Here is a 25,892-nt window from a genome sequence, read left to right as displayed (position 1 = left end):
GGGCGGCTTAGGCCGCCCGTTCTTCTTTCAGGCTATCGGCCAACGCGCTTAGGTCTGCAAGCGGCAGGCGGGTATATTCGCGTGCGGGCAGGTTGCTGCTGGCCTCGAACGGAGAGAAGTCGCTTTCAGCGCGGGCGGTCACAAGGGCCGTTCCGCAGGTGTGGATCAACTGCTCTTGCGCGAAGGTCGGCATGTAGATGCTTAGATCGCCGTGCAATGGCTTGCGATGGATGCCGTCAAAGCCGTCCAGCATCAACGCCTGAATCAGCACGAACGGGTCGCCATATTGCTCCTCTGCGAAATCGGATTCGATGATGATCTCTTGCAATGGCAGCAGTTCGATCTGGCGACGGTTGCCCAGAACACCGCGTGGCACGACCATGATGAAGGCCTTGTGCGGGGGCAGGGCATGGTATGGGATGGTCAGCTCATGCACTTCTGCCACGGGTTGCATACCGCTGTCGAAGGTCAGAACCATCTCGCCCGGCCGCACCGTTTCAATCTTGCGCCAGCCGGTGCCGGTGGCCACAAGCGTGCCCGGCAAAAGCCCGTCTTCACGCAGCGCCATGGCATAAAGCGCTGCGTCTTTTTGCATGGTTGTGGAAATCGCGGCGATGCTGCCCGATTTCGGGAAAGTGTTCGCATCACGTGTCGTGCCGAACGGGTGGTGATGTGTCATCTTTGAACTCCAAAGTCAGAACAAGGTTAACGAAGCCATGCAATCATGGCCTTTTCTTGGTCATGGAACGCCCTTGGCGCGGCATGTGGCATTTTCAGTGCAACCGGGCGGTTTGGACCGGGGTTGTTGCCCGAGCCGCGACCGCGCGACCCGGCTGCGTGGCACATTGCACCGGCGCGCCCGCTTGCATCTTGACCCAGTGTTGGAAGGCCCGAGCCTGCTCTGCCGTCAGACGCGGGTAGGTTCTATGGCGCGGCGCGCGCGGGGCGCGGTCGGTCGCGTGGCAGGATAGCAGGGCAGAGCCATCGGCATGGATGATCTCTTCGCGGGCAAAGGCCAGCATGTAGCTTTGCACACCCTGCTTTAGCCCTATGCGCGAAATGCCTTTGTAGCCTTCTAGGCAAGCGGCGTGAACCAGCATGAACTGAGCGCCGAAATAGATTTGCGCATAAGGGCAATCCAGCAGCACAAGCTGGCTGGGCAGCAGGGTCATGGCGCGCCGATTGCCGATTGCGTCCCGGGGCACATGAAGCGCGCGTGCCTTGCCGCCGGTCCGAGGGTCAGGGCCGACCGGGTTGGTCAGAACAGATTCAAGGCGACGCATGCCATGATCGAATGTCAGCACCATATCGCCCGCCACAAGGGTTTCGACGGGGCGCCAGCCCGTTTCTGTGGCGATCATGCGACCGGGCAACAAGCCTTCGACAATGCTGCCGAAATCCGGCAGTAGCGCGCCGGGTGTCTGGGCGCTTGGCCAGACATTGCTGCGATCATGAAATGTGCGATAACGCGCACCGGAACTGGTAACCGTTAGAAGCGAGGGTAACATGGGATGTCCTCTCTTTGCGGTTGCGCCACCCAACAGGTTGCGTGAGCACAACGTTAACCTGTGTTAACGGACAAAATCGGGGACAAACTACGGTATTTTCCGGAATTGTCGCCTTTGTTGTGCCACAAAGCGGCTGCCTTGCAGGCGGGTCTTGCAATTTCGCTATCTATTTTGCTACGTCGTAGCAATAATATTTCGCAGGCCATTCCACTCATGGCCCGCGCGCGAAATATCTGCAACCAGGAGGCGAAAATGGGCTGGCTAAGGGATGAAACCGGGTTGGCGCGGTGCGCCGCGAATTTCACGCCGCTGACGCCCTTGTCGCATTTGCGCCGCGCCGCCGACCTGTTCGCCCCGCGTGACGCGATCATCTACGGCACAGAGCGGCGCAGCTATGCGCAATATCACGCGCGGGTGTCGCAATTGGCCTCTGCGCTGGTGGGGCGGGGTGTGGCCCCCGGCGATGTGGTTGCCACGCTCTTGCCCAATGTGCCCGCCCATGCCGAAGCGCATTTCGGCGTGCCGGCCTGCGGGGCGATCCTGAACGCGATCAACACGCGGCTGGATGTGGATACGGTGCAATATATCCTTGGTCATGGCGGTGCTGCGCTGCTGCTGGTCGATAGCGCGCTGCTGGATTTGGCGGAAGCCGCCTGCGCCATGCTCGACACGCCGCCCCTGCTGGTCGAAGTGCCCGATGCGCAGGCCCGGATTGCCGCCAGCGGCAGGCATCTGACCTATGACGCGCTGCTGGCCGAGGGGGATGCCGGTTTCGACTGGATTATGCCCGCCGACGAATGGGAAAGCCTTGCGCTGAATTACACATCCGGCACGACGGGGCGACCCAAGGGCGTGGTGTATCACCATCGCGGCGCGTATCTGTCCACGCTGTCGCAGCCGATTTCATGGCAGATGACCTTGTTTCCGCGCTACCTGACCATCGTGCCCATGTTCCATTGCAACGCGTGGTGTCATCCGTGGATGCTGCCCGCACTTGGCGGCGCCATGATCTGCCTGCGCGATATTACGGCGGCGGGGGTCTATGATTCGATTGCAGATGAGGGCGCGACGCATCTGGCCGGCGCGCCCATCGTGTTGCAGACCATCATCAACGCCAAGGACCATGAGCGCAAAGGCTTTGACCATATTGTCCGGGTGTTCACCGCAGGCGCGCCGCCGCCTGCTGCTACGCTGGCCGCGATTGAACCCTTGGGCTTTGATGTGACTCAGGTTTACGGGCTAACCGAAACCTATGGCCCCGACACCGAATGCCTGTGGCATGACGGGTTTGACCATTTGCACGGCGATGACCGGGCAGAGATCAAGGCCCGCACCGGCGTTGCCATGCCCTTCACAGAGGGGGTGACGGTCATGGACCCCGAAACCATGACCCCGGTGGCACGCGACGCGGCGGCCTTGGGGGAAATCATGCATCGCGGCAATGGTGTGATGAAAGGCTATTACAAGAACCCGCAAGCCACTGCCGAGGCGTTCAAGGGCGGCTGGTTCCACTCCGGCGATATCGCCTTTCAGCACCCGGACGGCTACATCAAAATTGCCGATAGGGCGAAGGACATCATCATCTCTGGCGGCGAGAACGTCTCTTCTGTCGAGGTCGAGGGCGTGCTGATGAAACATCCTGCCGTTGCGCTTGCCGCGGTGGTCGCCAAGCCAGACGCAAAATGGGGCGAAGTGCCTTGTGCTTGCATTGAACTGAAGGACGGGCAAGAGGTGTCCGAAGCCGAGTTGATCGCATTTTGCCGCGAACGGCTGGCCGGCTTCAAGACGCCCAAGCGCGTGCTTGTGCTGGATTTGCCCAAAACCTCTACCGGGAAAATCCAAAAATTTGAATTACGCGAACAGGTGCGTGATTTGTAAGCGTCTGGTCATGCCGCTTGGGCTGCGATAGGGAATGAGCATCGGGTAATCATAACCACAGGGCGCCATGACCGCGCTGGACAAGTATCGCAAACTGGAAGGACTCGGCCTGTGGTCTGCGCGGGTTGAAGACCAGCGCCGCGAGGTCGTGGTCAATTTCGGCGATGCGACCCTTGTCATTTCCGACAGCCGCTCGATGCAGGTTTTGTCGCATTGGTCCTTGCCCGCGGTGCGGCGGCGCAACCCGCGTGAACGCCCGGCCCTATACAGCCCCGATGGCGATGGCGCAGAGGTGCTGGAACTGGATGACGACTGGTTGATCGAAGCGCTGGAAGTGGTGCAGGCCGCACTGGCACCGCCCCGGCGCTGGCGCGACCGTCTGGGGGGTAAGGTTTATGCAGCGTTTGCGGTCGCGGCGCTGGTGGGCGTGGCGGTCCTGTTCCCCCCTGCGCTGGAACGCCATACCGCGACGGTATTGCCATGGACCACGCGCCATGAAATCGGCTCTGCGCTGGTTGCGGATCTGCAAGCACAGGGCGCGCAGCTTTGCACCGCCAGCCAAGGCCGCGCGGCGCTGGACGCGCTGCAACGGCAGGTGCTGGAACAGCCCGCGCGGGTGCATGTGCTGCAAGACACGCCTGCCGCACGGGTCACGGGTTTGCCCGGCGGGGTGTTCGTGATCGACGCGCGGCTGCTCGACATGGCCGACAGCCCAGAGGCATTAGCCGGTGCTTTGGTGCTGGCACAGGCGCGGCTGCGGATGGGGGATCCGGTGGCGCCGGTGCTGGGGCATATCGGTGTGCTCAGGACATTGGGCTTGCTGACCTCTGGCACGGTCCCGACCGAAGCGTTGTCGGGTTATGCCGGGCCCTTCATGCGCGCCGATGCCCCTTTGCCCGATGTGGCACAGCTTTTGTCGCGGTTTCAGGCGTTGGACCTGTCGGCCCGTGCGTTTGCGGATAATCCCGAAGCGCTGGACCCAGATGTCGGACCGCTTTTGCCCGATTTGCGCAAGGGTGACCCGTTGGCGGGCGCGGCACCCAGCCGCGCGTTGCTTAGCGATGGGCAATGGGTCAGCTTGCAGAATATCTGCGTGTTCTGATGGTTTTGGGGGCTAATTGCCCCGCAAACTTTCCCTTTTCGAACATTCGCCGCTTAACTTAGCTCTGCAATCGCGCGCGCGATCAGGGTCAGACAATCGGGCGTGGAAAAGCGGTGATCGGCATCCTTGACCAGTTCCAGCCGCATATCGGGGCAGTCGGCATGGTCCATCAGGCGCAAGGGGACAGAGGTTGCCACGGCCTCGTCGCGCGTGCCTTGCAGCAGGCGCACAGGGAACGGCAAGGCCAAGGGGCTGCGCAGCACAAGCTGGTGCTTGCCATCCTCGAACAGGCGGCGGGTCAGGGTATAGGGCGCGTCATAGTCGTTGGGCAGGGTGGTCTGGCCCTTGTCCATGATCTCGGCTCGTTGGGCGTCGTTCAGGCCGGGCCACATGCTGTCCTCGGTGAAATCGGGGGCGGCGGCAATGCCAACCAGCGCGTGCACCCGCGCGGGCATGGCGCGCGCCAGCAACAGCGCGATCCAGCCGCCCATGGATGAGCCGACCAGAATTTGCGGCCCCTCTGTCAGAGCGGTAAGCGCGGCCATTGCATCTGCCGCCCAGTCGCCAATGCACCCATCGGTAAAGGCACCGGAGCTTTCGCCATGCCCAGAATAGTCAAACCGCAGGAACGCTCGGCCATTGCTGCGCGCCCAGTCTTCCAGCCACACGGCCTTGGTGCCCGACATGTCCGACATGAACCCGCCCAAAAAAACAATGCCGGGGCCGCGCCCGTCGGTCTTGTGATAGGCCAGCTTGCGGCCCTGCGCCGTTTCCAGATAGTCAACCATCGCCCAATTCCTTCAATCCGTAAGCGGTCCATGCGCCGCCCAAAGCCATCAGCGTGAACAGCGCCAATGTCAGTTCTGCCCCGCCCAAGGCGGCCAAGGCGCCGAACAGGCCGCTGGCCAGCAAGATCACCCCGATAACGGTATTTGCAATCGCGGTATAGATCGCGCGGCGCTCTGGCGCGGCCATATCTACGATATAGGTGGACCGCCCCAGCCGCACGCCTTGATGCGCCACCATCAGCCCGAACAGCGCCAGCGGCATGGCCCAAAGCGTGCCCGTCAGCCCGAGGGCCGCGAATGCCAACGCAAAGATCATGGACACGGCCCCGCAAATGCCGGTCAGCACCAACACCATGCGCGACGACCGGTCCGCCAGCCGCCCCCAGACATAGCTTGACAGCAGTGCGGCAAGGGCAGAGGCCAGCACCAGCGTGCCCAAACCTTGCAGCGCGTCATTGTCCGATGCCAGCACAACGATCCATGGCGGCGCAAGCGCGGTTGCGGTCAAAAGCCCCCGCGCCACGATAAAGCGCGCAAGGCCGCGATCCTCGCGCAAGTAGCGCAGGTTGGCGAAGGCGGCCGACGCACCATTGCCGCCGCCCTCGGTTTCGCCCGCTTCTTCGCGCAGCCCGGCAAAGACCGCGCCTGCCATGACCCACGCAACCGCCGCCACAATCAGCGCGCCCGTGACGATGGCAAAGCGCGCCTCTGCCAGCCAGATCAACGCCAGCGCGAAGGCGAACAAAACGCCCGCCGCCCAAGTTCCCGCCAGCCCCGTGACGGTGCCGCGCTGGCCCTTGGCGACGGTTTTGCCCAGCACATCCTTGTAGGCGACCGAGGCGACCGAGCGCGACACGGCCAGCACAGCCAGCCCCAGCAGGATCAACATGCCTGCCAATGCGCCTTGGGCGGTCAGTGCCGCCAGCGCGATCACGCCCGCGCCTGCGCCTTGGCCCAGTGCTGCCGCCGCCCATGCCCATTTGCGCCGCGCCATGGCGCGAATGCGCGCGGCGGTAAACAGTTGCGGCAACAGCGCTCCTGCCTCTCGGATCGGCACCAGAAAACCGATCATCGCGGCAGGTGCGCCCAGATGCGTCATCAGCCATGACAGCACCAGTTTGGGGTCCACCAACCCGTCGGCGGATTTGTTCAGCCCCAAGGCCAGCGCGTGACGCAGGAAGCTGCCGGGCTGGGCGCGGCACGCGGCGTCGGAGATGTCGCGGCAGACGCGGCCTTCATCCTCTGATGACAGCATGTCATAGGCGGTCTGCACGGCGGGTCGGGTCATTTTCCATCCTCTGTTTTCGCGCAGCTTGACTTTCCCCGCACCCAAGGTCAAACCCTGCGCAACATATAACCCGCAACCGGGCGTTCCGTGGGCGCCAAACAGACGAGGACCGGCTTATGGCCCAGATTTCCCTGACATTTCCCGATGGCAATGCGCGCGACTATGAGGCGGGCGTAACGGCGGCAGAGGTCGCTGAAAGCATCTCCAAGTCCTTGGCCAAAAAGGCCATTTCCGCCACCGTGAACGGCGCGCATTACGACCTGCAATGGCCGATCATGGCAGATGCCAGCATCGCCATTCACACCATGCAGGACGATGCCCAAGCGCTGGAACTGATCCGCCATGATCTGGCGCATATCATGGCGCGGGCCGTGCAGGAAATCTGGCCGGATGTCAAAGTGACCATCGGTCCTGTGCGCGACAAGGGCTGGTTCTACGATTTTGACCGCGCGGAACCCTTTGTGCCCGAAGATTTGGCGCAGATCGAAGAGCGGATGCGCGCGATCATCAACGCGCGCGAGCCTGTGCGCACGGAGGTCTGGGACCGCGCCCGCGCCATCCAGCATTACAAGGACGCGAATGAGCCGTTCAAAGTGGAACTGATCGACCGCATCCCCGAAGGTGAAGACCTGCGCATGTATTGGCACGGGCCTTGGCAAGACCTGTGCCGTGGCCCGCATTTGCAGAACACCGGCCAAGTGCCGGGCGACGCGTTCAAGCTGATGAGCATTGCCGGGGCCTATTGGCTGGGCGACAGCACGCGCCCCATGTTGCAGCGCATCTATGGCGTGGCGTTCAAGAACCGCAATGACCTGAAAGCGCATCTGACCATGCTGGAAGAGGCGGCCAAGCGCGACCACCGCCGCTTGGGCCGCGAGATGGACCTGTTCCACATGCAGGAAGAAGCGCCGGGCCAGATTTTCTGGCACGCGAATGGCTGGAGCATCTACACCACGCTGCAAGATTACATGCGCCGCCAGCAGCGCCGGGGCGGCTATGTCGAGGTGAACACGCCGCAGGTGGTGAACCGCAAGCTGTGGGAAGCGTCGGGGCATTGGGAGAACTATCAGGAAAACATGTTCATCGTCGAAGTGGACGAGGACCATGCGCGCGAGAAAACCATCAACGCGCTGAAACCCATGAATTGCCCTTGCCATGTGCAGATTTTCAACGTGGGCCTGAAAAGCTACCGCGACTTGCCCTTGCGCATGGCCGAGTTTGGCTCGTGCAACCGGTATGAGCCTTCGGGTGCGCTGCATGGCATCATGCGGGTGCGCGGCTTTACGCAGGATGATGCGCATATCTTCTGCATGCCTAGCCAGATCGAGGCGGAATCGACGAAATTCATCGAATTCCTGTCGGGCATCTATGCCGATCTGGGCTTTACGCAATGGCGGATCAAGCTGTCCACCCGGCCCGAACAGCGCATCGGCACGGAAGAAAGCTGGGATTACGCCGAAGATGCCTTGGCCAAGGCCGTGGTCGCCGCAGGCCATGCTTACGAGATTTTCGAAGGCGAGGGCGCGTTCTACGGCCCCAAGCTGGAATTCGTGCTGACCGACGCCATCGGGCGCGACTGGCAATGCGGCACGCTTCAGGTGGACCCGAACCTGCCCGAACGTCTGGACGCCAGCTATATCGGGCAGGACGGCGAAAAGCACCGGCCTGTCATGCTGCACCGCGCGGTTCTGGGCAGTTTCGAGCGGTTCATCGGCATCCTGATCGAGAATTTCGCGGGCAAGCTGCCGCTGTGGCTGGCCCCGCGTCAGGTTGTGGTCGCGTCGATCGTGTCGGATGCTGACGACTACTGTCGCGAGGTGGTCGCAGCGTTGCAGGCGGCGGGCCTGCGCGCCGAGTTGGACCTGCGCAACGAGAAGATCAACTACAAGGTGCGTGAACACTCGCTTGGCAAGGTTCCGGTCATCCTGGCTGTGGGCGCGCGCGAAGTCGAAGAGCGCACCGTGTCCGTGCGTCGCTTGGGCGACACGCGCACGCAAACGCAAGGCTTGGACGCGTTGGTGACTGACCTAGTGGCCGAGGGCACACCGCCCGATCTGCGCTGAACTGCGTCGCGTTCGATTGTATGTGTGCGGCGTGCTCTGGCTGTTTGTGTTCGCATGTTCTTGTGCAAAATCGGACACCGCTTTAGCGTAACATGTCCTACGCACAAAATAGCACATCCATCTGCTCGCATCAGCTTGGGATGCGCCCGATGAAAAGTGCAAGCTGTCGAGGTTGGTCCGCTGGTCTGACAGTGCGCGCCCACGCTCGAACCTGCCCCCGGATACAGATAACTCCGGCCCCGTCGGGGGCAGCTAGCCTTCAACTCTATGAGAGAAAACATAGTCACGACCGTCCCATTGCCAAAAGACGAATGGTTGGTTGATCCCTCGCTGGTTCTGGTAAACGAGATTGGGCCAGCCATTACTTCGCGCCTGCGTATCTACTGCCACCCAAAATGAAGGCGCATGGGGTCCGACCTGTTGCCAGTCCTGATTAACCGGCTTGGCCAGAACAATTGTTCCGAAACCGTTGAACCCAAAATGAAAATTCGACGCGCCAACGGTAGCGATAATGAACCGCCAGCCATCATCGAGGTCAACAAACCATGCGGCCTCGACGTCGATATCTGGCTTGCTCGCTTCCAGGCGCATCTGAGCAAGATCATCGGACAGAATGGTCCTTGCCAAAGCGACCGCTTCGGCAGAGCTATGGCCAATGCCCGATCTGAAGCGCTGTGGCGCTGTAATCGGCGTCGGGTAGGCACACCCGGCTTCAACCGCCCCCAAGGCACGCGACGAGCCGCGAAGTCCGAACGTTGCGCTGTAGGGGGTGCCACCCGTGGGAAAGGTGATTTCGACCCGATTGCCCGACTTGAGCGCTTGGATGATTGATGGGGTGATAACGAGGCCTTCGTCTGCGCTTGGGGGGCGCGGCTCGAAAGTTGTCTCGAAACGCTGACCATCGACACTGATCGTCGCGGGAGACCGCGATCCGGTCCTCTCAGGCGCGACCCCAGCGAATAAATACAGCGACCATTCCCCCTGATGGCAGACAATTTCAAAGCCGCCGGTATTCGGCCCGCCCGTCGGTGTGCCCGAAATGGGTGGGGGGGCGGTGGCCCTGTCGGGACCGTGTGTCCAAGATTGCGCAAACGCTGCCGGTGCGATCATTGACATTAGAACAGATAAAAACACGTGTTTCATTGAACGCATCCACGTTGCCCCAATATGAAATTTATGTCGCGCTTTTCCGTCAAAGCAAGGGTGATTGTTTTCCGCATCCGTCTTGGGGCATGGTTCTTGAACACAGCGCCCGCTGCCAATAAGTCTGTGAGTGGAAAAGGCGGCGCGGAGGCGGGGGCACCAGCCCCGACCAATCCCCGCAGGTGCGGTCTTTTCCACCCATCATATTTGCCGGGCGCGATGGCGGTCAGAGCATCTATTCCGTCTATCCACAATACGGCCTAGCGTCGGCGCAGCCGTTCCAGAATTGGCCCGTCCAATGCGCGGGCCAAGGCGGCCCCCATGCCAAGCGCGGTCAGGTCCGCCAGCCAATCCATACCGCCCCCGGCCATGGCGGTCAGTGCCAGCCGGGCCGCGACCAGCACCGCCACCATGAACAGCGCAGGCCGAGTGCGCAGTAGCATGCCATAGGCGCCCGCCAGCGCGAAGATCATCGGGTAGCCGCCAATCAGCCATGCGCCGGGATCGGCGACCAGCCCAAAGACCACGCCGCCCATTGCTTGCGCGACCAGCAACAGCACAAGCACCTTCACCGACCCAAGACGTTCGGCGCAGATCTTGCCAAGCGCGGCGGTTATGACCATGACCAAGGCGGCTTGCATTGGGCCAAGGTGAAAGAACCCGTAGGCCAAATAGCGCCACAGCCCTTCTGGCGGGTAGCGCCCGCTGTCCCACATCCAGCGCTGCAATTCGGGGCTGATGCCAAAGGCCACCAGTGCTTGCGCGCGCCATCCGGCGCTTCCAGCCCAGTTGACCAGCCCATGCGCCCCAGCCCAAAGCACAAGCTCCACCCCGGCCACGCCAAATGTCAGCAGCCAAACGGCCCATGGCAACGGGTTCACAATGGGGGCAGGGCGCGGGACGTCATGCATGGGCGGGCCTTGGTTGACCTTGACAGCCCCCAAGGCTAAGCGATTGCCAACAGCAATTCCAGCACGGAGCATCGCGTCTCATGTCCGACACGGCTTTCGCCACGCGCATCTTTTCCGGCATCCAGCCCTCGGGCGGTTTGACGCTGGGCAATTACCTTGGCGCGCTGAAACGCTTTGTGCAGGCGCAAGATGCCGGCACGGAAACCATTTATTGCATTGTCGATCTGCACGCGATCACTGTCTGGCAAGACCCTGCCAAGCTGCGCCACGCCACGCGTGAATTGGCGGCAGGCTTTATCGCGGCGGGCATAGACCCGGCGCGGTCTATCCTGTTCAACCAAAGCCAAGTGCCCGCCCATGCCGAACTTGCGTGGATTTTCAACTGTGTGGCCCGCATGGGCTGGCTAAAGCGCATGACCCAGTTCAAGGACAAGGCGGGCAAGAATGCCGAAAACGCCAGTGTTGGCCTGTTTGCCTACCCCGCGCTGATGGCCGCCGATATTCTGGCCTATCACGCCACCCATGTGCCGGTGGGCGAGGATCAAAAACAGCATCTGGAACTGACCCGCGACATTGCCGCCAAGTTCAACCATGATTTCGGGGTCGAGTTTTTCCCCATCGTGGAACCCGTGATCGAAGGTGCCGCAACCCGTGTCATGTCTTTGCGCGATGGCACCAAGAAAATGTCGAAATCCGACCCGTCAGATATGAGCCGCATCAACCTGACCGATGATGCCGATACGATCGCGCAAAAACTGCGCAAAGCGCGCACCGACCCCGACCCGTTGCCCGACAGCCTTGACGGGCTGGCAGAGCGGCCCGAGGCGCGCAATCTTGTCAATATCTATGCCGCTTTGGCCGATATGACCCCCGAAGCCGTGGTGACGCAATATGCCGGTCAGGGCTTTGGCACGTTCAAACCCGCGCTGGCCGATCTTGCGGTCGAAAAACTCGCCCCGATCAACGCGGAAATGAGCCGCCTGATGCAGGATGTGACAGAGATTGACCGGATTTTGGGCGCGGGGGCGGCGCGCGCCAATGCCATCGCACAGCCAATCTTGGAACAGTGCTACGACATCGTGGGGCTGGTGCGCTCTCGCCCATGATCTGGGCGCGCCGCCTGCTGGCCGCCTTGGCGCTGGGTTTGGCGCTGGCAAGCGGTTGGCAGGTCGTGGCGCTGTGGCGCGCTGGCGGCTGGTGGGTCGAGCGTGCGGAAGATAGCTTGGCGCAGGTTTACACGGCGGCGCTGGCCCGCGCGGCGACGCCCGCGCGCGTGGCGGAATTGCTGGATACGCGGCTGGCCGAAACCCCGCGCAACTGGCATGTTATCGACGCGCTTCTGGCTGAAAACGTGGCCTTGCCGCCTGACCTGCAAACCCGGATCGACGCTGCCCGCGCGCAAGATTTCAGCTTCGCGGCAAAGGCCCGCGCCTGCTGGGCTTGTAGTTATGACCTGTCGCGCTGCACCCTTGGCCCCGATCTGGCCTGCGGCATCGGGATGAACCTGACGGTTGCGGGCGATCTGCTTGTCTTGGGCCGCGAGGGGCTGGCAGCCGGGCAGGGCGCAGAGGTGGACCGGCTAGACCTGACATTGGCGCTGGTCGGGGTCGCCGCGACCGGGGCGGTGGTGTTCACCGGCGGCACGTCTTACACCGTCAAGGCCGGGGCCGGGCTGCTGCGGGTCGCGCATCGGATGGGGCGGCTCGCGCCCGATCTGCGCCGCGTCTATATCCGCGCTTTCCGCGAGGGGGTGGATTGGGCAGCGCTGTCGCGCGGGGCTCCATTGGGCCGCGCCACGCGGACAGACGCGCTGACGCCTGCGATTCGGTTGACCAAAGAGTTTGGCGCCATGCGCGCCAGCGCGGGAACACGCGCCACCTTGCACCTGATGGGCGCGGCGCAAACCGTGCCAGATGCGCGTGCCATGGCCCGCACCGCCCGTGCCCTTGGCCCGCGCAGCACCGCGGCGCTGGAAGTGCTGGGCAAATCGCGCGTTCTGCGGCTGGGCCTGCGCCTGTCGGACGAGGTCTGGGCATTGGCCGCCACCCTTTCGGGGATGCTGTCGGCCTTGGGCGGCCTGATTGCGGGCCGTGCGCTGCGCCTGCTGCGACGACGGCTCTGAAATCCGATGCAACCGCGCCACAGCGCCGCTTCCCCACGCGGTCGTGACTTGCTATTCTGGGCGCTTCACAGGCATTTATGCGACAAATTCGACAAGAGGAATATGGCATGTCTGACAAACTCTCACGCCGCGCGCTTCTGGGGTCCGGGGCGATGGTTCTGGGGGCTTTGGCGACCCCGTCGGTCTTGCGCGCCCAAGCCTTGCCGGACTACGAGGGCGAGGAAAATATCCGCACCGCGCCTCGCAACGTGATGGGCTTTCGCAACCATCACTGGAAAGATCATTTCAAATCGCTGCGCAAGGGGGCCATCCTGTGCGACACCTATTCGCGCGCGCTGCATTACTGGTCCGAGGATGAAAGCACTTATCTGGTGCATCCTTGTTCGGTGCCGATGTCTGAAGAATTCACCCGGCGCGGTTATACCGAAATCACGCTCAAGCGGTTTGAACCCACGTGGATTCCCACGCCGTCAATGCGCGAACGTGACCCGTCCTTGCCTGAGCGTGTCGAAGGGGCGGACCCGCGCAACCCTCTGGGGTCGCGCGCGTTGAACCTTAGCTGGCAATATTACCGCATTCACGGCATCGACAACCCTGCCAAGATCGGGCGGCGGGCGTCGAACGGGTGTTTCGGCTTGCTGAATCCGCATGCGGAAAACCTGTATGAACTGGTCCAGATCGGCACGCAGGTGCGCGTAATTTAGTGACTGTCGCGCAAAGCTGGTTTCGGGTTTTGCGCGACAACACAGGCCCCCACAAACGGTGGGGCAGGTTATGCAACCGCCACGCACGACAGGCGGCCAGAAGTTCCGCATAAAAGCCCCGGCCAAAGGTCCAGGGCTTTGTTCTGTGGTCACGCCACCGCGCGCAAAAGCCTTGCCCGCGCCTCTGGCAAGGGTTTGTCCATGGCGCGCGCCAGCCAATCGGTCAGGAAATGGCCGCTCAGCGCCAGCGCGTTGCGCAACCCTTCGGCATCCAGCGCACCGCCGGGGCGTAGGCCTTCCGGCAGTGGCAATAGCCGCGCGGCATAGTCGCCCGCGCCCTCTGCGGTGACAGCGCGGCCCGTGCGCGGGCTGACATAGGCCAGCCCCTTTGTTGCGCCCGTGACGGTGCATTGCGCAAGGTCCAGCCCATAGCCGGTTTCCTCTAGCAAGGTCAGTTCCCACAGCGCGTAATCGTGCAGCCAGCCGGGCTGGCCCAGCCGGTCCAGCAGCGCAAGCGTGTGGCGGTATAGCTCTGGATAGGGCTGGCGTTCGGGCAGGGCGTAACGCGTCAGCGCGCAGACCGCGCCCAACCCCAGCAGCGCCAGCCGGTCCGACAGGATCGCCCCCGCCCGCCCGCGCAAAGGTTCCACCGTGAAATTGCCCAACTGGCTGTCCAGCCGCGCGCGCCATGTGGCATCCAACTGCGCGCCGGGCTGCAACAGCGGCGCCATCTTGCGAGAAGCCCCCCCGCGCAAAGCGCCGCCATAGCGCCCGTGCAGCCCGCTGAACACATCGATCAGCGCGGTCCCTTCGCCCAAGGGGCGGCTTGCCAGAAGGATTGCTTCATCGCGCCATTCCATGCGCCAGCGTTGGCCTAAACCACGGCGCGGGGCAAGGGGTCAGGCCGCCAGATAGACCGCGCAGCCGGTGAGCGCTGCGAAATCATCCTCGACCAGTGCCACGGGGAATTGCGCCACCAGATCGCTGAACCGGCCCATATCGGTAAAGGCCGCGTCATAGCCAAAGCGCGCCATGAACGGTGTAAAGGCCCGGGCAACACCGCCAATGTAATAGATGCCGCCGAATGGCAGCGTGGTCAGCGCCAGATCAGCGGTGTATTGCGCCAGCAAACGCACATAATGGCGTCCTGTCCGCATGGCGAGCGCATCGCCCTCTGCCATGGCCGTCATGATCGCGCTTGCATCGCGGGCTTGTGCGCCGCCCGCCTGTTCCGCGTGATAGGCGTAAAGCCGTTCCAACCCCGACCCGGCCAGCACATCCTCGACCGATGCAAAGCCGCGCCGCGCGACAAGCCAACGGGCAAGGTGCTGATCTTCCTCGGTTTGTTGCGGCAGGTGAATATGGCCCGCTTCGGCAGGCGGCACGACAAACCCATGCCCTGCCGGATATACCGGGGCTGCATTCACGCCCGTTCCAAGCCCGATGACCAGCCGCGTGCCGCCTTCGGGCGTGCCATCGCGGATCACGCGCAAATGGTCGGCGGCCAGATAGGGCAGGGCGTGGCCCTGTGCTTGCAGGTCATTCAGCAAAGCCACCTGCCGAATGCCGGTCATGCGCGCAAGATCACCCGCCTGCATGGACCAACCCAGATTCGTCATGGCACCGCAATCGCCCCGCACTGGTCCGGCCAGCGCAATCGCTGCGCGCGCAGGCAGGCTGCGATGCTTGGACAAATATTCCGCCAGCACCGTTTCCAACCCCGAATGGTCTGCATTGCGGAAGCGTTCGGTCGTGCCTGCGATAATCGTTGTGCCGCGTGCCAGCGCCACACGCGTGTTCGTGCCACCAACATCGGCCACCAGAACGGGAGCGTCTTTGTCTGCCATGTCCAAACCCTCGGGCTATGCGCCCGCGCGCTTCATGTTCGCGCTAACGCCTGTTTCAGTGCCTGATAAGACGCTTTGGGGCGGCGTTGCAAGCTCTCGAAATCGACATGGACCAGCCCGAAGCGTTTTTCATAGCCAAGGGACCATTCGTAATTGTCCAGAAGCGACCAGATTATATAGCCCTTCAGGTTCGCGCCCTTGGCGATGGCGGCCTTTGCCGCATCCAGATGGTCATTCAGATAGGCAATCCGCGCATGGTCGGGCTGATCGGGGCTGTCCGGGTTCGCCATGCCGTTTTCTGTAATGTATAGGGGCAAGTTTCCAGCATATTCGCCCACAAAATGTAGGAAATGTGCAAGTCCTTCGGGGCAAACCTCCCATCCCATCTGGGTTTTGGGCAGGTCGCCCACATGTTCGGACAGGTGCGGCCAAGCGGTGTTCGGATCCGCGGCGATGCGTTTGCATGTGTAGTAGTTAAGCCCCAGCCAGTCGAGCGGTTGGCGAATGGTCGCCATGTCGTCCTGCCAGCCGTCGGGCATGTGGGGGGCAAGCCCCTTTAGCACATCGGCGGGGTATGCACCTTTGAACATGCCGCCAATGAACCAGCGATTATAGATGCCATCGTAAAGCCGTGCTGCGGCGTGTTCTGCGGCGTTGTCGGTCAGCGGCAGGGCGTATTCGAAATTGCACACCGCGCCGAGGTTGGACATACCCAATCCGCGCATCACTTGCGTGGCGCGGCCATGCGCCAGCCCGATATGGTGCATGGCGCGGGCCGTCGCGCGAATGTCGCGCAGGCCGGGCGCATGAGCGCCCATGAAATGCGACAGCCAGCCCACGCACCACGGCTCGTTAATGGGGGCGGCGGACCAGATTCGATCGCCGATGCGCTTGCACAGGATTTCGGTGTAATCCGCGAACCACTCTGCCACGTCGCGGTTGCGCCAGCCGCCCAGATCGGCCAAGGCCGAGGGCAATTCCCAATGATACAGGGTCAGCGCGGGCTTGATGCCACGTTCCAGCATGCCATCGACAAGCCGGTCGTAAAAATCCAGCCCTTCTGCATTCACCGCGCCGCGCCCTTCGGGCAGCACCCGTGCCCAAGATGCGGAAAAGCGGTAAATATCGAACCCGGCGGCGGCGATCAGGTCCAGATCCTGCTGCCACATATGGTAGTGGTCGCAGGCGCGGCCCCCGTGTTCGGCCCGCACCACATTGCCGGGCGTGGCGGCGAAATCGTCCCAGTGGGTGCGGCCTGCGGCCCCAAAGCCGTGCCCCTCTATCTGGTAGGCCGATGTTGCCACGCCGAACTGAAAATCGGCGGGAAAATCGGCGCGACGATGCGTGAAGTCGGTCATGATCTGTGTCGTCCTGTGCTGTCACCCAGCACCAGCCGGGTCTCCATCAGTTTTGTCAGCGGCCCCTGTGCCGGGTCATTGACCAGCGCCAGCAGCATTTCCGCCGCCTGCCGCCCGGCGGCGCGCACCGAGGAACAGGTGGCGGTAAATTGCGGCACGTCCAGCCCATTGGGCATGTAGGACAGGTCATCATCATGGGTGATGACCGACACGTCGCGCCCCATGCGCAGCCCGGCCTCTGTCAGGGCACGGCGCAGGCCATAGGCCACCACCATGGAAGAGGCCAGAAATGCGGTTGGCGGATCGGGCAGTTGCAACATGTCATGCGCACTTGTGTGGCCATAGGGTTCTGTCATCTCGCCCGCCCGCATCAGGGCCGGATCGGGGGCGATGCCTGCCTGTGCCAGCGCATCCAGATAGCCGCCGCGCCGCCGCATGGCGAAATCCATGTTTTCCAGCCCGTTGATAAGCGCGATGCGGGTATGGCCAAGCTCCAGCAGGAATTCGGTGGCGCGGCGGAACGACCGGCGGTTGTTGATATCCAGCCATGAATAGGGGGTGTTCGCGCCTGAACTGCGCCCATGCACCATGAAGGGCAAACCAAGGTCATGCAGCAGCGCGATGCGGTCATCATGCAGGCGCGGACCGTGCACCATCAACCCATCGACCGTGCCGCGCGCGACAAGGTTGCGATAGGTCGTTTCCTCTTGCGCGTCAGAGACCACGCTGAGCACCATGTCGTAACCGGCACCGGAATACACCTCGCCCGCACCGGCGATGAAATCCGCAAAGATCGGGTTGACGATCTCGTGGCTGGTCGAGAGCGGGATGACATGGCCGATTGCGCGCGCCTGCCCGGTGGCAAGGCTTTTGGCGCGGGTGTTGGGGTGATAATTGGCCGCGCGCGCCGCGTCCTGCACGCGTTGGCGTGTCTGGGCGTTCACCTCTGGATAGCCGTTCAGCGCCCGGCTGACCGTGGTCGGGGACAGGCCAAGTTGCATGGCCAATTCCTTGAGAGTAACGCCCATGATTTGTTCAAACCGTATTGAAAAGCGTGGCAGAGACTAATCCGAAACGATCTGAGATGAAAAGATAAATCTGCGATATGCCGAATGCTGCACCTGCGAAATCCACTTGAAAACAAGGGTTTTTGTGAATTTCGCGATTGACAGGGCCAAGGTGATGCGCAACTGTCGATGCATCCAAAGCGGTTTGGAAAGCCGATTCCAAACTGCTGGGATGCTGGTCAGCACTTGATGAATAATTGTGCATAACACACCGTCAACCTTGGGAGGATGACAATGAAATCCAGACTTTACACAGGCGTGGCCGTGATCGCGCTTGTCGCATCGGGGGCCTCGGCGCAGGACTTGCTTGTGGCGCCGGGCGAGGGGGCTTTCACTTGGGATAGCTACACCGCCTTTGCCGACGCGACCGATCTTGCCGGGCAGACCGTGACCATCACCGGCCCGTGGACGGGCAACGAGGCTGAGAAGGTCAACAAGATTTTCGACTATTTCGAAGCTGCGACCGGGGCCACCGTGGACTATTCCGGTTCTGACAGTTTCGAGCAGGATATCGTGATTTCGACCCGCGCGGGCAGTGCGCCGAACTTGGCTGTGTTCCCGCAACCGGGTCTGGCTGCCGATATGGCCGCACAGGGCCTGCTGACCCCGCTGCCCGAAGGCACGGCAGAGTTTGTTGCGGAAAACTACGCGGCTGGGCAAAGCTGGGTTGATCTGGGCACCTATGCCGACCCGGATGGCAACGATCAGCTTTACGGCCTGTTCTACCGTGTCGATCTGAAATCGTTGGTCTGGTATTCGCCCGACGCGTTTGACGAAATGGGCTACGACATTCCAGAGACGATGGAAGAGTTGAAAGCCCTGACCCAGATGATCGTCGATGATGGCGGCACGCCGTGGTGCATTGGTCTGGGGTCGGGCGCGGCCACCGGCTGGCCCGCCACCGACTGGGTGGAAGACATGATGCTGCGCACCCAGCCGCCCGAAGTGTATGACGCGTGGGTCAGCAACGAGATGCCGTTCAACGATCCGGCCGTGATCGCCGCGATCGAGGAATTCGGCGCATTCGCACGCAATGATGCGTTTGTGCAGGGCGGTGCGCAAGCCGTGGCCACGACCGATTTCCGTGACAGCCCGGCGGGCCTGTTCTCTATCCCGCCCAGCTGCTACATGCACCGTCAGGCGTCGTTCATCCCGGCCTTCTTCCCAGATGGCACCGCGGTGGGCGAGGATGTGGATTTCTTCTATTTCCCCGCTTTCGAGGAGGCCGATCTGGGCCGACCGGTTCTGGGCGCTGGCACATTGTTCGCCGTCACCGACCCGTCGGATGCGGCCACGGCGATGTTGGAATTCCTGAAACTGCCCATCGCGCATGAAATGTGGATGACGCAGGGCGGGTTCCTGACCGCGCATGGCGGCGTGAACCTGGAAACCTATGCAAGCGATTCCGAGCGCGCGCAGGGTGAAATTCTGGCCAACGCCACCACCTTCCGCTTCGACGCATCTGACCTGATGCCGGGCGAAATCGGTGCGGGCGCGTTCTGGACCGGCATGGTCGATTACGTCACCGGCGCAAGCGCCGAAGAGGTGGCTGCCGATATCCAGGAACGCTGGGACACCATCAAGTAAGCGACCTGACAACAGCCCCTCGCCCAAGCGGCGGGGGGCATGACCACGCGCGCCACGTGAAGGGAGCACAGCCATGTCACCAGTTTTGCAGGGCCTATTGACCATCATCATCGGTGTGGGTGGCTGCGTGGGGTATTTCTACGCGTCGAACATCGTACTCGACAAGGTGATCTTCCCGGCCAAGGGGCCGCAGGCGGGCCGGAACATAAACCGCGCCAACAAGGTGCGGCCATGGTTGTTCTTGTTCCCGGCCATGTTCGCGCTGGGCTTGTATCTGGTTTACCCGGTGGTTGGGTCGTTCTACCGGTCCATGTTCGACCGGCTGGGCACGAATTTCATCGGTTTTGACAATTACGCCAATCTGTTCGCCGAAGCGTCCTTCCGAACCGCCGTGCTCAACAACCTGCTCTGGGTTCTGGTTGTGCCTGCAATGGCAACCTTTCTTGGGCTGCTGGTCGCGCAACTGACCGACCGCATGGCTTGGGGCAACATAGCCAAATCGCTGATCTTCATGCCGATGGCGATTTCCTTTGTCGGCGCCTCGCTGATCTGGAAATTTGTCTATTCGGCCAATCCCGATATCGGGATCATCAACGCGATCCGCGGCAGCATGGGCATGACCGCCCTTGACCCGCTGCAAGTGCCGTTCTGGAACAATTTTTTCCTGATGTTCATTCTTGTCTGGATCCAGACAGGCTTTGCCATGGTCATCCTGTCTGCGGCCTTGCGCGGCATCCCGGAAGAAACCATCGAAGCCGCGATCATTGATGGCGCGAACCCGTTCCAGGTGTTCTTCCAAATCAAGGTGCCGCAGATCATGGGAACGATTGTCGTGGTCTGGACCACGATCACCATTCTGGTGCTGAAAGTGTTCGATATTGTCTACACCATGACCGGGGGCAATTTCGACACGCAGATCCTGCCAAGTTACATGATGTCCTTCATGTTCCGCGACGATGGGCGCGCGACCGCCGTGGCCTTTGTCATCATGGTTCTGGTGCTGCCGGTGATGATCTGGAACATCGCCCAAGCGCGCAAGGAAATGCGCTGAGAAGCGCGAGGGAGGGATAACCAATGGATAATATCGCAGGCCAGAACCAAGGCGGAAAGATCGCGGTCAACATTACCGTCATCATCCTTGTGCTGCTGTGGCTGTTGCCGACCATCGGGCTGTTCGTGTCGTCCTTCCGCGAGCGGGACCAGATTTCGGCATCCGGCTGGTGGCAGACGCCCTTCGCGGTGGACCTGAATTTCCGCGCGCGGGTTGCCGCGGACGGGGCGCGCCAAGAGGGTGATTTGTATGTGCTGGAAGGCAACCTGTTCGACGAACCCGCCCTTGCAGAAGCGTTCCCCGATGACAATGGCAGCATCTCTGCCTTTGGCACGCGGGCGGTGGCCCCGAATGAGTTTACGCCCGGCACCGCGACCGAATTGCGCCGCGGCGGCACCCTGACGGTGCAGGCCGATGGCAGCTATAGGCTGGAAAGCCCCGACCCGATAGAAAGGGGGCCAACAGTATATCTGGCCGCCGAAACACCCCCCAAGTTCACGCTGTTGAATTATGACACGGTGCTGAACGCCAATGGCATGGACCGCGCCTTTATCAACACGCTGACCGTGACCATCCCGGCCACGATCATTCCCATCCTGATTGCGGCCTTCGCGGCCTATGCGCTGGCCTGGATGGATTTTCCGGGCCGCGGGCTGCTGATTGCCGCCGTCGTGGGGCTGTTGGTGGTGCCCTTGCAACTGGCGCTGGTGCCGCTTCTTAGCCTGCATACAGATATCGGCATCGGGCAAAGCTTTCTTGGGATATGGTTGGCGCATACCGGCTTTGGCCTGCCCTTGGCGGTGTATTTGTTACGCAACTACATGGTCGGACTGCCACGCGACATAATCGAGGGTGCCAAGGTCGATGGCGCCACCGATTTCCAGATTTTCACCAAGATCATTCTGCCGCTCAGTTTTCCGGCACTTGCCTCTTTCGCGATCTTCCAGTTCCTCTGGACATGGAATGACCTGCTGGTGGCCAAGGTTTTCTTGCCATCGGGCGCGGAATCTCAGGTCATGACCGTGAAGATCGCCGACGACCTGCTGGGGTCACGGGGCGGCGATTGGGGCATTCTGGCCACGGCGGCCTTTGTCTCTATCGCGGTGCCGCTCTTGGTTTTCTTCACAATGCAACGCTACCTCGTGCGCGGCCTGTTGGCCGGCTCTGTCAAGTAAGGAACATAACGTGAGTGCTACTGCTATGTTGCAGCCCGATCATGGGCTGGAACTGAACCCCGATTGGTGGCGCGGTGCGGTGATCTATCAGATCTACCCCCGCAGCTTTCAAGACAGCAACGGCGACGGTATTGGCGACCTGTGCGGCATCGTCCAGCGCCTGCCGTATATCGCCAGCCTTGGCGTAGATGCCATCTGGATCAGCCCGTTCTTCACCTCTCCGATGAAGGATTTCGGCTATGACGTGTCGGATTATTGCGATGTGGACCCAATGTTCGGCAGCTTGGCCGATTTTGATGCGATCATCGCGACCGCGCATAACCTTGGCATAAAGGTGCTGATCGACCTTGTGCTGTCGCATTCGTCCGACCAGCATCCGTGGTTCAAGGAAAGCCGCTCGTCGCGCGACAACCCGCGCGCCAACTGGTATGTCTGGGCAGACCCGAAACCCGATGGCACGCCGCCCAATAACTGGCTGTCCATCTTCGGTGGGTCCGCTTGGGCATGGGACGCGACGCGCCTGCAATATTACCTGCACAATTTCCTGACCTCGCAGCCCGATCTGAACTTTCACGAACCGGCGGTGCAGCAGGAATTGCTGGATGTCACGCGCTTCTGGCTGGAGCGCGGGGTCGATGGCTTCCGTCTGGACACGATCAATTTCTATGTCCACGATTACCAGCTGCGCGACAACCCACCCTTGCCGCCAGAGCAACGCAACGCGAATATTGCACCCGCGGTGAACCCCTATAACCATCAGGAACACCTGTACGACAAGAATCAGCCAGAGAACCTTGAATTCCTGCGCCGTTTCCGTGCGCTGCTGGATACCTATGGCGCCGCCGCCGTGGGTGAAGTGGGCGATGCGCAGAAAGGCCTCGAAATCCTCGGCGAATATACCTCGGGCGGCGACAAGGTGCAGATGTGCTACGCGTTCGAATTCCTGGCAGCCGACCAGCCTTCTGCCGCGCGCATTGCCGCCGTGCTGCGCCATCTGGATTATGTCGCCCCCGAAGGCTGGGCCTGCTGGGCGTTTTCCAACCATGACGTGATGCGCCATATCACGCGCTGGGACATGTCACCCGCTGCTGTGCGCGCCTATGCCACGCTGATGATGTGCCTGCGCGGCTCGGCTTGCCTCTATCAGGGCGAGGAGCTGGGCCTGCCCGAAGCGGAACTGGTGTTCGAAGACCTGCGCGACCCTTACGGTATTCAGTTCTGGCCCGAATACAAGGGCCGCGACGGGTGCCGCACGCCGATGGTCTGGGAGAAGAGCACGCTGAACGGTGGCTTTTCAACCGATGTGCCATGGTTGCCGGTCGCGCGCGAACATATCGGCCTGTCGGTCGATGCGCAGGAACGCGCGCCCGATGCGTTGCTACATCATTACCGCCGCGCCATTGCTTTCCGTCATGCGCACCGGGCGCTATCGCGCGGGGTTATGCGTGATCTGCATGTGTCGGGCGACACGCTCTCCTTCATCCGCGAGGAGGCGGGCGAAGTGATGTTCTGCGCCTTCAACCTTAGCCACGACCCGACCACCCTTTACCTGCCGGAAGGCAATTGGGTGACCGTCGGGCAAGAGCTGAACTCTTCCGGTGTCGGAGAGGACGGGTTGGTGCATCTGGGACCATGGCAGCCCTGCCTGGTTCTAAAACGCTAAACGAGGGGGGAGGAACCCATGGCCGATCTGAAACTGACCGATGTCGAGAAAGCCTACGGCGAGGTCAAGGTGCTGTCAGATGTCAATCTTGACATCAAACAGGGCGAATTGATCGTGTTTGTCGGCCCCTCGGGCTGCGGCAAATCCACGCTTTTGCGCATGATTGCGGGGCTGGAAAAGATCACGGGCGGCACGCTGGAAATTGACGGCATGGTCGTCAATGACATCCCGCCCGCACAGCGTGGCATTGCCATGGTGTTCCAGTCCTACGCGCTCTATCCGCATATGACGGTGCGCGACAACATGGCCTTTGCGCTAAAGATCGCGAAAAAGTCGAAGGCCGAAATTGACGCGGCCGTGACCAAGGCCGCCGACATTCTGCAACTGGGGCCGTATCTGGACCGCCTGCCCAAGGCGCTGTCAGGCGGGCAGCGGCAGCGGGTGGCGATCGGGCGCTCCATCGTGCGCGACCCGAAGGTGTATCTGTTCGACGAGCCGCTCTCTAACCTTGACGCGGCCTTGCGCGTGGCCACCCGGATCGAGATCGCGAAGCTGAAGGAATCGATGCCGAATTCGACCATGGTCTATGTCACGCATGATCAGGTTGAAGCAATGACACTGGCCAGCCGCATCGTGGTGCTGGCGGGCGGGGGCATTGCGCAGGTCGGCACGCCGCTGGAACTGTATGAACGCCCCAATGGCGAATTCGTGGCGCAATTCATCGGTTCTCCAGCGATGAACCTGCTGCCGGGTGAAGTGGTCGGCACGGGCCAACACACCCGCGTGAAACTGGATGGCGGCGGCGTGGCCACGGCCAATATCCCGACCACGGATGCGGATATGGGGTTGAAGGTCAATCTGGGTGTGCGCCCCGAAGACCTAATCGCCAGCGATGACGATGATTACCTGTATCAGGGCGAGGTTGACCTGATCGAAGCGCTTGGCGAATTGACGGTGCTTTATTTCAAACCCGATGCCCCCAATGCGAATCCGGTTCTGGCCAAGCTGGGCGGCACACATGCCGGGCTGCGCGGCAAGATGGTCAAGCTGAAAGCCGATCCGGCCAAGCTGCACCTGTTCCACAACAAAGTATCGCTGCTGTATCGCTAAGCTACGCGACGCAAAGCAAAAACCGCGCGAAGGGTCACCTTTGCGCGGTTTTGTTTTGTGTTATCCGCGTGGTTCACGCGGTGCGGAACTCGCGCATCAGGAAGTCGGGCACATGGTCGCCCATGCCCACGGGCGCGTCATGCCGGTTGTCGCGGCGGTCGCGTTTGCGATCCGGGCGGTCCTGCTGTTGTTGCGGCTGAGGCTGAGGCTGAGGCTGCGGGGCAGGGGCGCTGGCCTCTACCGGCTCGACCGCGGCATCAATATTGTCATTGGCGGGCTTGCGCGTGCGGCGGCTGCGCTTTGGCTTTTCGTCGCTGTCTTCTGCCTTCTCGGCACGCCCGGCGGCGCGCGGGGGCTCCAGCTCGGGCGCTGTGCCGCGCGGCAGTTGCTTGCCCAACAGCGATTCAATTGCATCCAGATATTTCTGATCGGCGGGCACCATTAGCGAAATCGCCTTGCCCGACCGCCCCGCGCGGCCCGTGCGGCCAATGCGGTGAACGTAATCTTCCGGGTGCGACGGCAGGTCGAAATTGAACACATGGCTGACAGAGGGAACATCCAGCCCGCGCGCGGCCACGTCGGATGCGATCAGCAGACGCAATTCACCGGCGCGGAATTTCTCTAGCGTGCGGGTGCGCACGGATTGGTCCAGATCCCCGTGAATGGGGGCGGCATCGAAATGGTGCTTGGCAAGTGACTTGGCAAGCACATCGACATCAACCTTGCGGTTGCAAAAGATGACTGCGTTTTCCAGATTATCGCCCTGCGCTTGGATGATCTTGCGCAGCGCCTCGCGCTTCAGCTTGGCGGCCGCATCGCGCTTGGCCGCAGGCAGTTCGATCAGTTCCTGCGCAATGGTTTCCGAAGCCGTCGCCTGCCGTGCGATTTCCACGCGGGCGGGGTTGGCCAAGAACATATTGGTAATACGCTCGATTTCCGGGGCCATGGTCGCGGAATAGAAAAAGGTCTGCCGCGTGAAGGGGGTCAGGTTGAAGATGCGTTCAATATCGGGAATGAAGCCCATGTCCAGCATCCGGTCGGCTTCGTCCACCACCATCACCTCAACCCCGGTCAGCAGCAGTTTGCCGCGCTCGAAATGGTCCAGCAGGCGGCCCGGCGTGGCGATCAGCACGTCCACGCCCCGGTCGATCAGCTTGTCCTGCTCGCCAAAGGCCACGCCGCCGATCAGCAGCGCCTTGGTCAGGCGGGTGTATTTGGCGTAAGTGTCGAAATTCTCGGCCACTTGGGCGGCCAGTTCGCGTGTGGGCGCCAGCACAAGGCTGCGCGGCATACGCGCGCGCGCGCGGCCACGGCCAAGGCGCGTGATCATCGGCAGCGTGAAAGAGGCGGTTTTGCCGGTCCCGGTCTGGGCAATGCCCAAAACATCACGGCCTTCCAGCGCGTGCGGAATTGCTTCTGCCTGAATGGGGGTCGGCGCGGTGTAGCCTGCCTCATCAATGGCTTTCAGGACCTTGGGGTCCAGCTTTAGGTCGGAAAAAAGGGTCATATGCGTCCATCTGATACGGC

22 protein-coding genes are annotated in these 25,892 nt (G+C 61.9%); 11 read left to right on the top strand and 11 right to left on the bottom strand.

All coding sequences use genetic code 11. The features are described 5' to 3' along the window. Positions 1–7: 7 nt before the first annotated feature. Both AWT76_RS11420 and AWT76_RS11415 read right to left on the bottom strand, forming a co-directional pair. The gene (locus AWT76_RS11420) at positions 8–679 is read right to left on the bottom strand and encodes a Hint domain-containing protein (protein WP_072246460.1); all 672 of its coding nucleotides are present in this window, start codon (positions 677–679) and stop codon (positions 8–10) included. A 94-nt stretch (positions 680–773) separates the two neighbouring features. Next, a complete protein-coding gene (locus AWT76_RS11415) occupies positions 774–1,508 on the bottom strand; it encodes a Hint domain-containing protein (RefSeq protein WP_072246459.1) in 735 nt (244 codons plus the stop codon). Between the two features lie 252 nt (positions 1,509–1,760). On the opposite strand from AWT76_RS11415, the gene AWT76_RS11410 reads away from it, so the two are divergent. Beyond that, complete coding sequence (locus AWT76_RS11410; protein ID WP_072247660.1) at positions 1,761–3,386, top strand: AMP-binding protein; 1,626 nt, start codon at positions 1,761–1,763, stop codon at positions 3,384–3,386. A gap of 67 nt (positions 3,387–3,453) precedes the next feature. Beyond that, positions 3,454–4,488: a hypothetical protein gene (locus AWT76_RS11405; protein ID WP_072246458.1), complete on the top strand. Its 1,035-nt coding sequence runs from the start codon at positions 3,454–3,456 to the stop codon at positions 4,486–4,488. 53 nt (positions 4,489–4,541) lie between these two features. On the opposite strand, the gene AWT76_RS11400 is transcribed toward AWT76_RS11405, so the two are convergent. After that, positions 4,542–5,276, bottom strand: a complete 735-nt coding sequence (locus AWT76_RS11400; protein ID WP_072246457.1) for an alpha/beta fold hydrolase — start codon at positions 5,274–5,276, stop codon at positions 4,542–4,544. Continuing rightward, positions 5,269–6,564 (bottom strand): MFS transporter, encoded by a 1,296-nt coding sequence (locus AWT76_RS11395; RefSeq protein WP_072246456.1) that lies wholly within the window; start codon positions 6,562–6,564, stop codon positions 5,269–5,271. Before AWT76_RS11395 ends, AWT76_RS11400 begins: the two co-directional genes overlap by 8 nt. A 116-nt stretch (positions 6,565–6,680) precedes the next feature. Here AWT76_RS11395 and thrS point away from each other — a divergent pair, with 116 nt between their 5' ends. Continuing rightward, on the top strand, positions 6,681–8,627 hold the full coding sequence (gene thrS, locus AWT76_RS11390) for a threonine--tRNA ligase (RefSeq protein ID WP_072246455.1): 1,947 nt from the start codon (positions 6,681–6,683) through the stop codon (positions 8,625–8,627). 252 nt (positions 8,628–8,879) lie between these two features. Here the strand turns inward: thrS and AWT76_RS11385 are convergent, their stop codons facing one another. After that, the gene (locus tag AWT76_RS11385; protein WP_141655946.1) at positions 8,880–9,770 is read right to left on the bottom strand and encodes a hypothetical protein; all 891 of its coding nucleotides are present in this window, start codon (positions 9,768–9,770) and stop codon (positions 8,880–8,882) included. 260 nt (positions 9,771–10,030) lie between these two features. After that, positions 10,031–10,681 carry a rhomboid family intramembrane serine protease gene (locus AWT76_RS11380; protein WP_072246453.1) on the bottom strand — a complete coding sequence of 217 codons (651 nt, stop codon included), beginning with the start codon at positions 10,679–10,681 and terminating at the stop codon, positions 10,031–10,033. Between the two features lie 80 nt (positions 10,682–10,761). On the opposite strand from AWT76_RS11380, the gene trpS reads away from it, so the two are divergent. The 3 genes from trpS to AWT76_RS11365 all read left to right on the top strand — a co-directional run bounded on the left by trpS (position 10,762) and on the right by AWT76_RS11365 (position 13,507). Continuing rightward, positions 10,762–11,787, top strand: a complete 1,026-nt coding sequence (trpS, locus tag AWT76_RS11375) for a tryptophan--tRNA ligase (protein WP_072246452.1) — start codon at positions 10,762–10,764, stop codon at positions 11,785–11,787. Beyond that, positions 11,784–12,803, top strand: a complete 1,020-nt coding sequence (locus tag AWT76_RS11370; RefSeq protein WP_072246451.1) for a hypothetical protein — start codon at positions 11,784–11,786, stop codon at positions 12,801–12,803. Before trpS ends, AWT76_RS11370 begins: the two co-directional genes overlap by 4 nt. A 107-nt stretch (positions 12,804–12,910) precedes the next feature. Beyond that, positions 12,911–13,507: a L,D-transpeptidase gene (locus tag AWT76_RS11365; protein ID WP_072246450.1), complete on the top strand. Its 597-nt coding sequence runs from the start codon at positions 12,911–12,913 to the stop codon at positions 13,505–13,507. 149 nt (positions 13,508–13,656) lie between these two features. On the opposite strand, the gene recO is transcribed toward AWT76_RS11365, so the two are convergent. From recO to AWT76_RS11345, 4 genes are read right to left on the bottom strand one after another with little or no spacing between them, the layout of a single operon-like run. Further along, positions 13,657–14,367 carry a DNA repair protein RecO gene (gene recO / locus AWT76_RS11360; RefSeq protein ID WP_072246449.1) on the bottom strand — a complete coding sequence of 237 codons (711 nt, stop codon included), beginning with the start codon at positions 14,365–14,367 and terminating at the stop codon, positions 13,657–13,659. 39 nt (positions 14,368–14,406) lie between these two features. Continuing rightward, entirely contained in the window at positions 14,407–15,354 is a 948-nt protein-coding gene (locus AWT76_RS11355; protein ID WP_072246448.1) for a glucokinase, read from the bottom strand. Between the two features lie 32 nt (positions 15,355–15,386). Next, on the bottom strand, positions 15,387–16,712 hold the full coding sequence (locus tag AWT76_RS11350) for a GH1 family beta-glucosidase (protein ID WP_072246447.1): 1,326 nt from the start codon (positions 16,710–16,712) through the stop codon (positions 15,387–15,389). Beyond that, complete coding sequence (locus AWT76_RS11345; RefSeq protein ID WP_072246446.1) at positions 16,709–17,740, bottom strand: LacI family DNA-binding transcriptional regulator; 1,032 nt, start codon at positions 17,738–17,740, stop codon at positions 16,709–16,711. Before AWT76_RS11345 ends, AWT76_RS11350 begins: the two co-directional genes overlap by 4 nt. A gap of 273 nt (positions 17,741–18,013) precedes the next feature. On the opposite strand from AWT76_RS11345, the gene AWT76_RS11335 reads away from it, so the two are divergent. From AWT76_RS11335 to AWT76_RS11315, 5 genes are all read left to right on the top strand, one after another. Further along, the gene (locus AWT76_RS11335) at positions 18,014–19,366 is read left to right on the top strand and encodes an ABC transporter substrate-binding protein (protein ID WP_072246444.1); all 1,353 of its coding nucleotides are present in this window, start codon (positions 18,014–18,016) and stop codon (positions 19,364–19,366) included. 73 nt (positions 19,367–19,439) lie between these two features. Next, on the top strand, positions 19,440–20,417 hold the full coding sequence (locus tag AWT76_RS11330; protein ID WP_072246443.1) for a carbohydrate ABC transporter permease: 978 nt from the start codon (positions 19,440–19,442) through the stop codon (positions 20,415–20,417). Between the two features lie 23 nt (positions 20,418–20,440). Further along, a complete protein-coding gene (locus tag AWT76_RS11325) occupies positions 20,441–21,592 on the top strand; it encodes a carbohydrate ABC transporter permease (RefSeq protein ID WP_072246442.1) in 1,152 nt (383 codons plus the stop codon). 25 nt (positions 21,593–21,617) lie between these two features. Further along, positions 21,618–23,255, top strand: a complete 1,638-nt coding sequence (locus tag AWT76_RS11320; protein ID WP_176699426.1) for an alpha-glucosidase — start codon at positions 21,618–21,620, stop codon at positions 23,253–23,255. 18 nt (positions 23,256–23,273) lie between these two features. Further along, positions 23,274–24,365 (top strand): ABC transporter ATP-binding protein, encoded by a 1,092-nt coding sequence (locus AWT76_RS11315; RefSeq protein WP_072246441.1) that lies wholly within the window; start codon positions 23,274–23,276, stop codon positions 24,363–24,365. Between the two features lie 73 nt (positions 24,366–24,438). On the opposite strand, the gene AWT76_RS11310 is transcribed toward AWT76_RS11315, so the two are convergent. Beyond that, positions 24,439–25,872 (bottom strand): DEAD/DEAH box helicase, encoded by a 1,434-nt coding sequence (locus AWT76_RS11310; protein WP_072246440.1) that lies wholly within the window; start codon positions 25,870–25,872, stop codon positions 24,439–24,441. Positions 25,873–25,892 lie beyond the last annotated feature (20 nt).

Origin of the sequence: Roseibaca calidilacus (genome assembly GCF_001517585.1) — a bacterium.
In the GTDB taxonomy this organism is placed as follows: Bacteria; Pseudomonadota; Alphaproteobacteria; order Rhodobacterales; family Rhodobacteraceae; genus Roseinatronobacter; species Roseinatronobacter calidilacus.
Note: the sequence above shows the minus strand (reverse complement) of the source record. Positions and strands in the feature narration are given on the sequence as shown.

Coding starts and splice junctions, on each gene's coding strand:
- AWT76_RS11420 (WP_072246460.1), bottom strand. CDS start 679: ATGACACATCACCACCCGTTCGGCACGACACGTGATGCGAACACTTTC.
- AWT76_RS11415 (WP_072246459.1), bottom strand. CDS start 1,508: ATGTTACCCTCGCTTCTAACGGTTACCAGTTCCGGTGCGCGTTATCGC.
- AWT76_RS11410 (WP_072247660.1), top strand. CDS start 1,761: ATGGGCTGGCTAAGGGATGAAACCGGGTTGGCGCGGTGCGCCGCGAAT.
- AWT76_RS11405 (WP_072246458.1), top strand. CDS start 3,454: ATGACCGCGCTGGACAAGTATCGCAAACTGGAAGGACTCGGCCTGTGG.
- AWT76_RS11400 (WP_072246457.1), bottom strand. CDS start 5,276: ATGGTTGACTATCTGGAAACGGCGCAGGGCCGCAAGCTGGCCTATCAC.
- AWT76_RS11395 (WP_072246456.1), bottom strand. CDS start 6,564: ATGACCCGACCCGCCGTGCAGACCGCCTATGACATGCTGTCATCAGAG.
- thrS (WP_072246455.1), top strand. CDS start 6,681: ATGGCCCAGATTTCCCTGACATTTCCCGATGGCAATGCGCGCGACTAT.
- AWT76_RS11385 (WP_141655946.1), bottom strand. CDS start 9,770: ATGAAACACGTGTTTTTATCTGTTCTAATGTCAATGATCGCACCGGCA.
- AWT76_RS11380 (WP_072246453.1), bottom strand. CDS start 10,681: ATGCATGACGTCCCGCGCCCTGCCCCCATTGTGAACCCGTTGCCATGG.
- trpS (WP_072246452.1), top strand. CDS start 10,762: ATGTCCGACACGGCTTTCGCCACGCGCATCTTTTCCGGCATCCAGCCC.
- AWT76_RS11370 (WP_072246451.1), top strand. CDS start 11,784: ATGATCTGGGCGCGCCGCCTGCTGGCCGCCTTGGCGCTGGGTTTGGCG.
- AWT76_RS11365 (WP_072246450.1), top strand. CDS start 12,911: ATGTCTGACAAACTCTCACGCCGCGCGCTTCTGGGGTCCGGGGCGATG.
- recO (WP_072246449.1), bottom strand. CDS start 14,367: ATGGAATGGCGCGATGAAGCAATCCTTCTGGCAAGCCGCCCCTTGGGC.
- AWT76_RS11355 (WP_072246448.1), bottom strand. CDS start 15,354: ATGGCAGACAAAGACGCTCCCGTTCTGGTGGCCGATGTTGGTGGCACG.
- AWT76_RS11350 (WP_072246447.1), bottom strand. CDS start 16,712: ATGACCGACTTCACGCATCGTCGCGCCGATTTTCCCGCCGATTTTCAG.
- AWT76_RS11345 (WP_072246446.1), bottom strand. CDS start 17,740: ATGGGCGTTACTCTCAAGGAATTGGCCATGCAACTTGGCCTGTCCCCG.
- AWT76_RS11335 (WP_072246444.1), top strand. CDS start 18,014: ATGAAATCCAGACTTTACACAGGCGTGGCCGTGATCGCGCTTGTCGCA.
- AWT76_RS11330 (WP_072246443.1), top strand. CDS start 19,440: ATGTCACCAGTTTTGCAGGGCCTATTGACCATCATCATCGGTGTGGGT.
- AWT76_RS11325 (WP_072246442.1), top strand. CDS start 20,441: ATGGATAATATCGCAGGCCAGAACCAAGGCGGAAAGATCGCGGTCAAC.
- AWT76_RS11320 (WP_176699426.1), top strand. CDS start 21,618: ATGTTGCAGCCCGATCATGGGCTGGAACTGAACCCCGATTGGTGGCGC.
- AWT76_RS11315 (WP_072246441.1), top strand. CDS start 23,274: ATGGCCGATCTGAAACTGACCGATGTCGAGAAAGCCTACGGCGAGGTC.
- AWT76_RS11310 (WP_072246440.1), bottom strand. CDS start 25,872: ATGACCCTTTTTTCCGACCTAAAGCTGGACCCCAAGGTCCTGAAAGCC.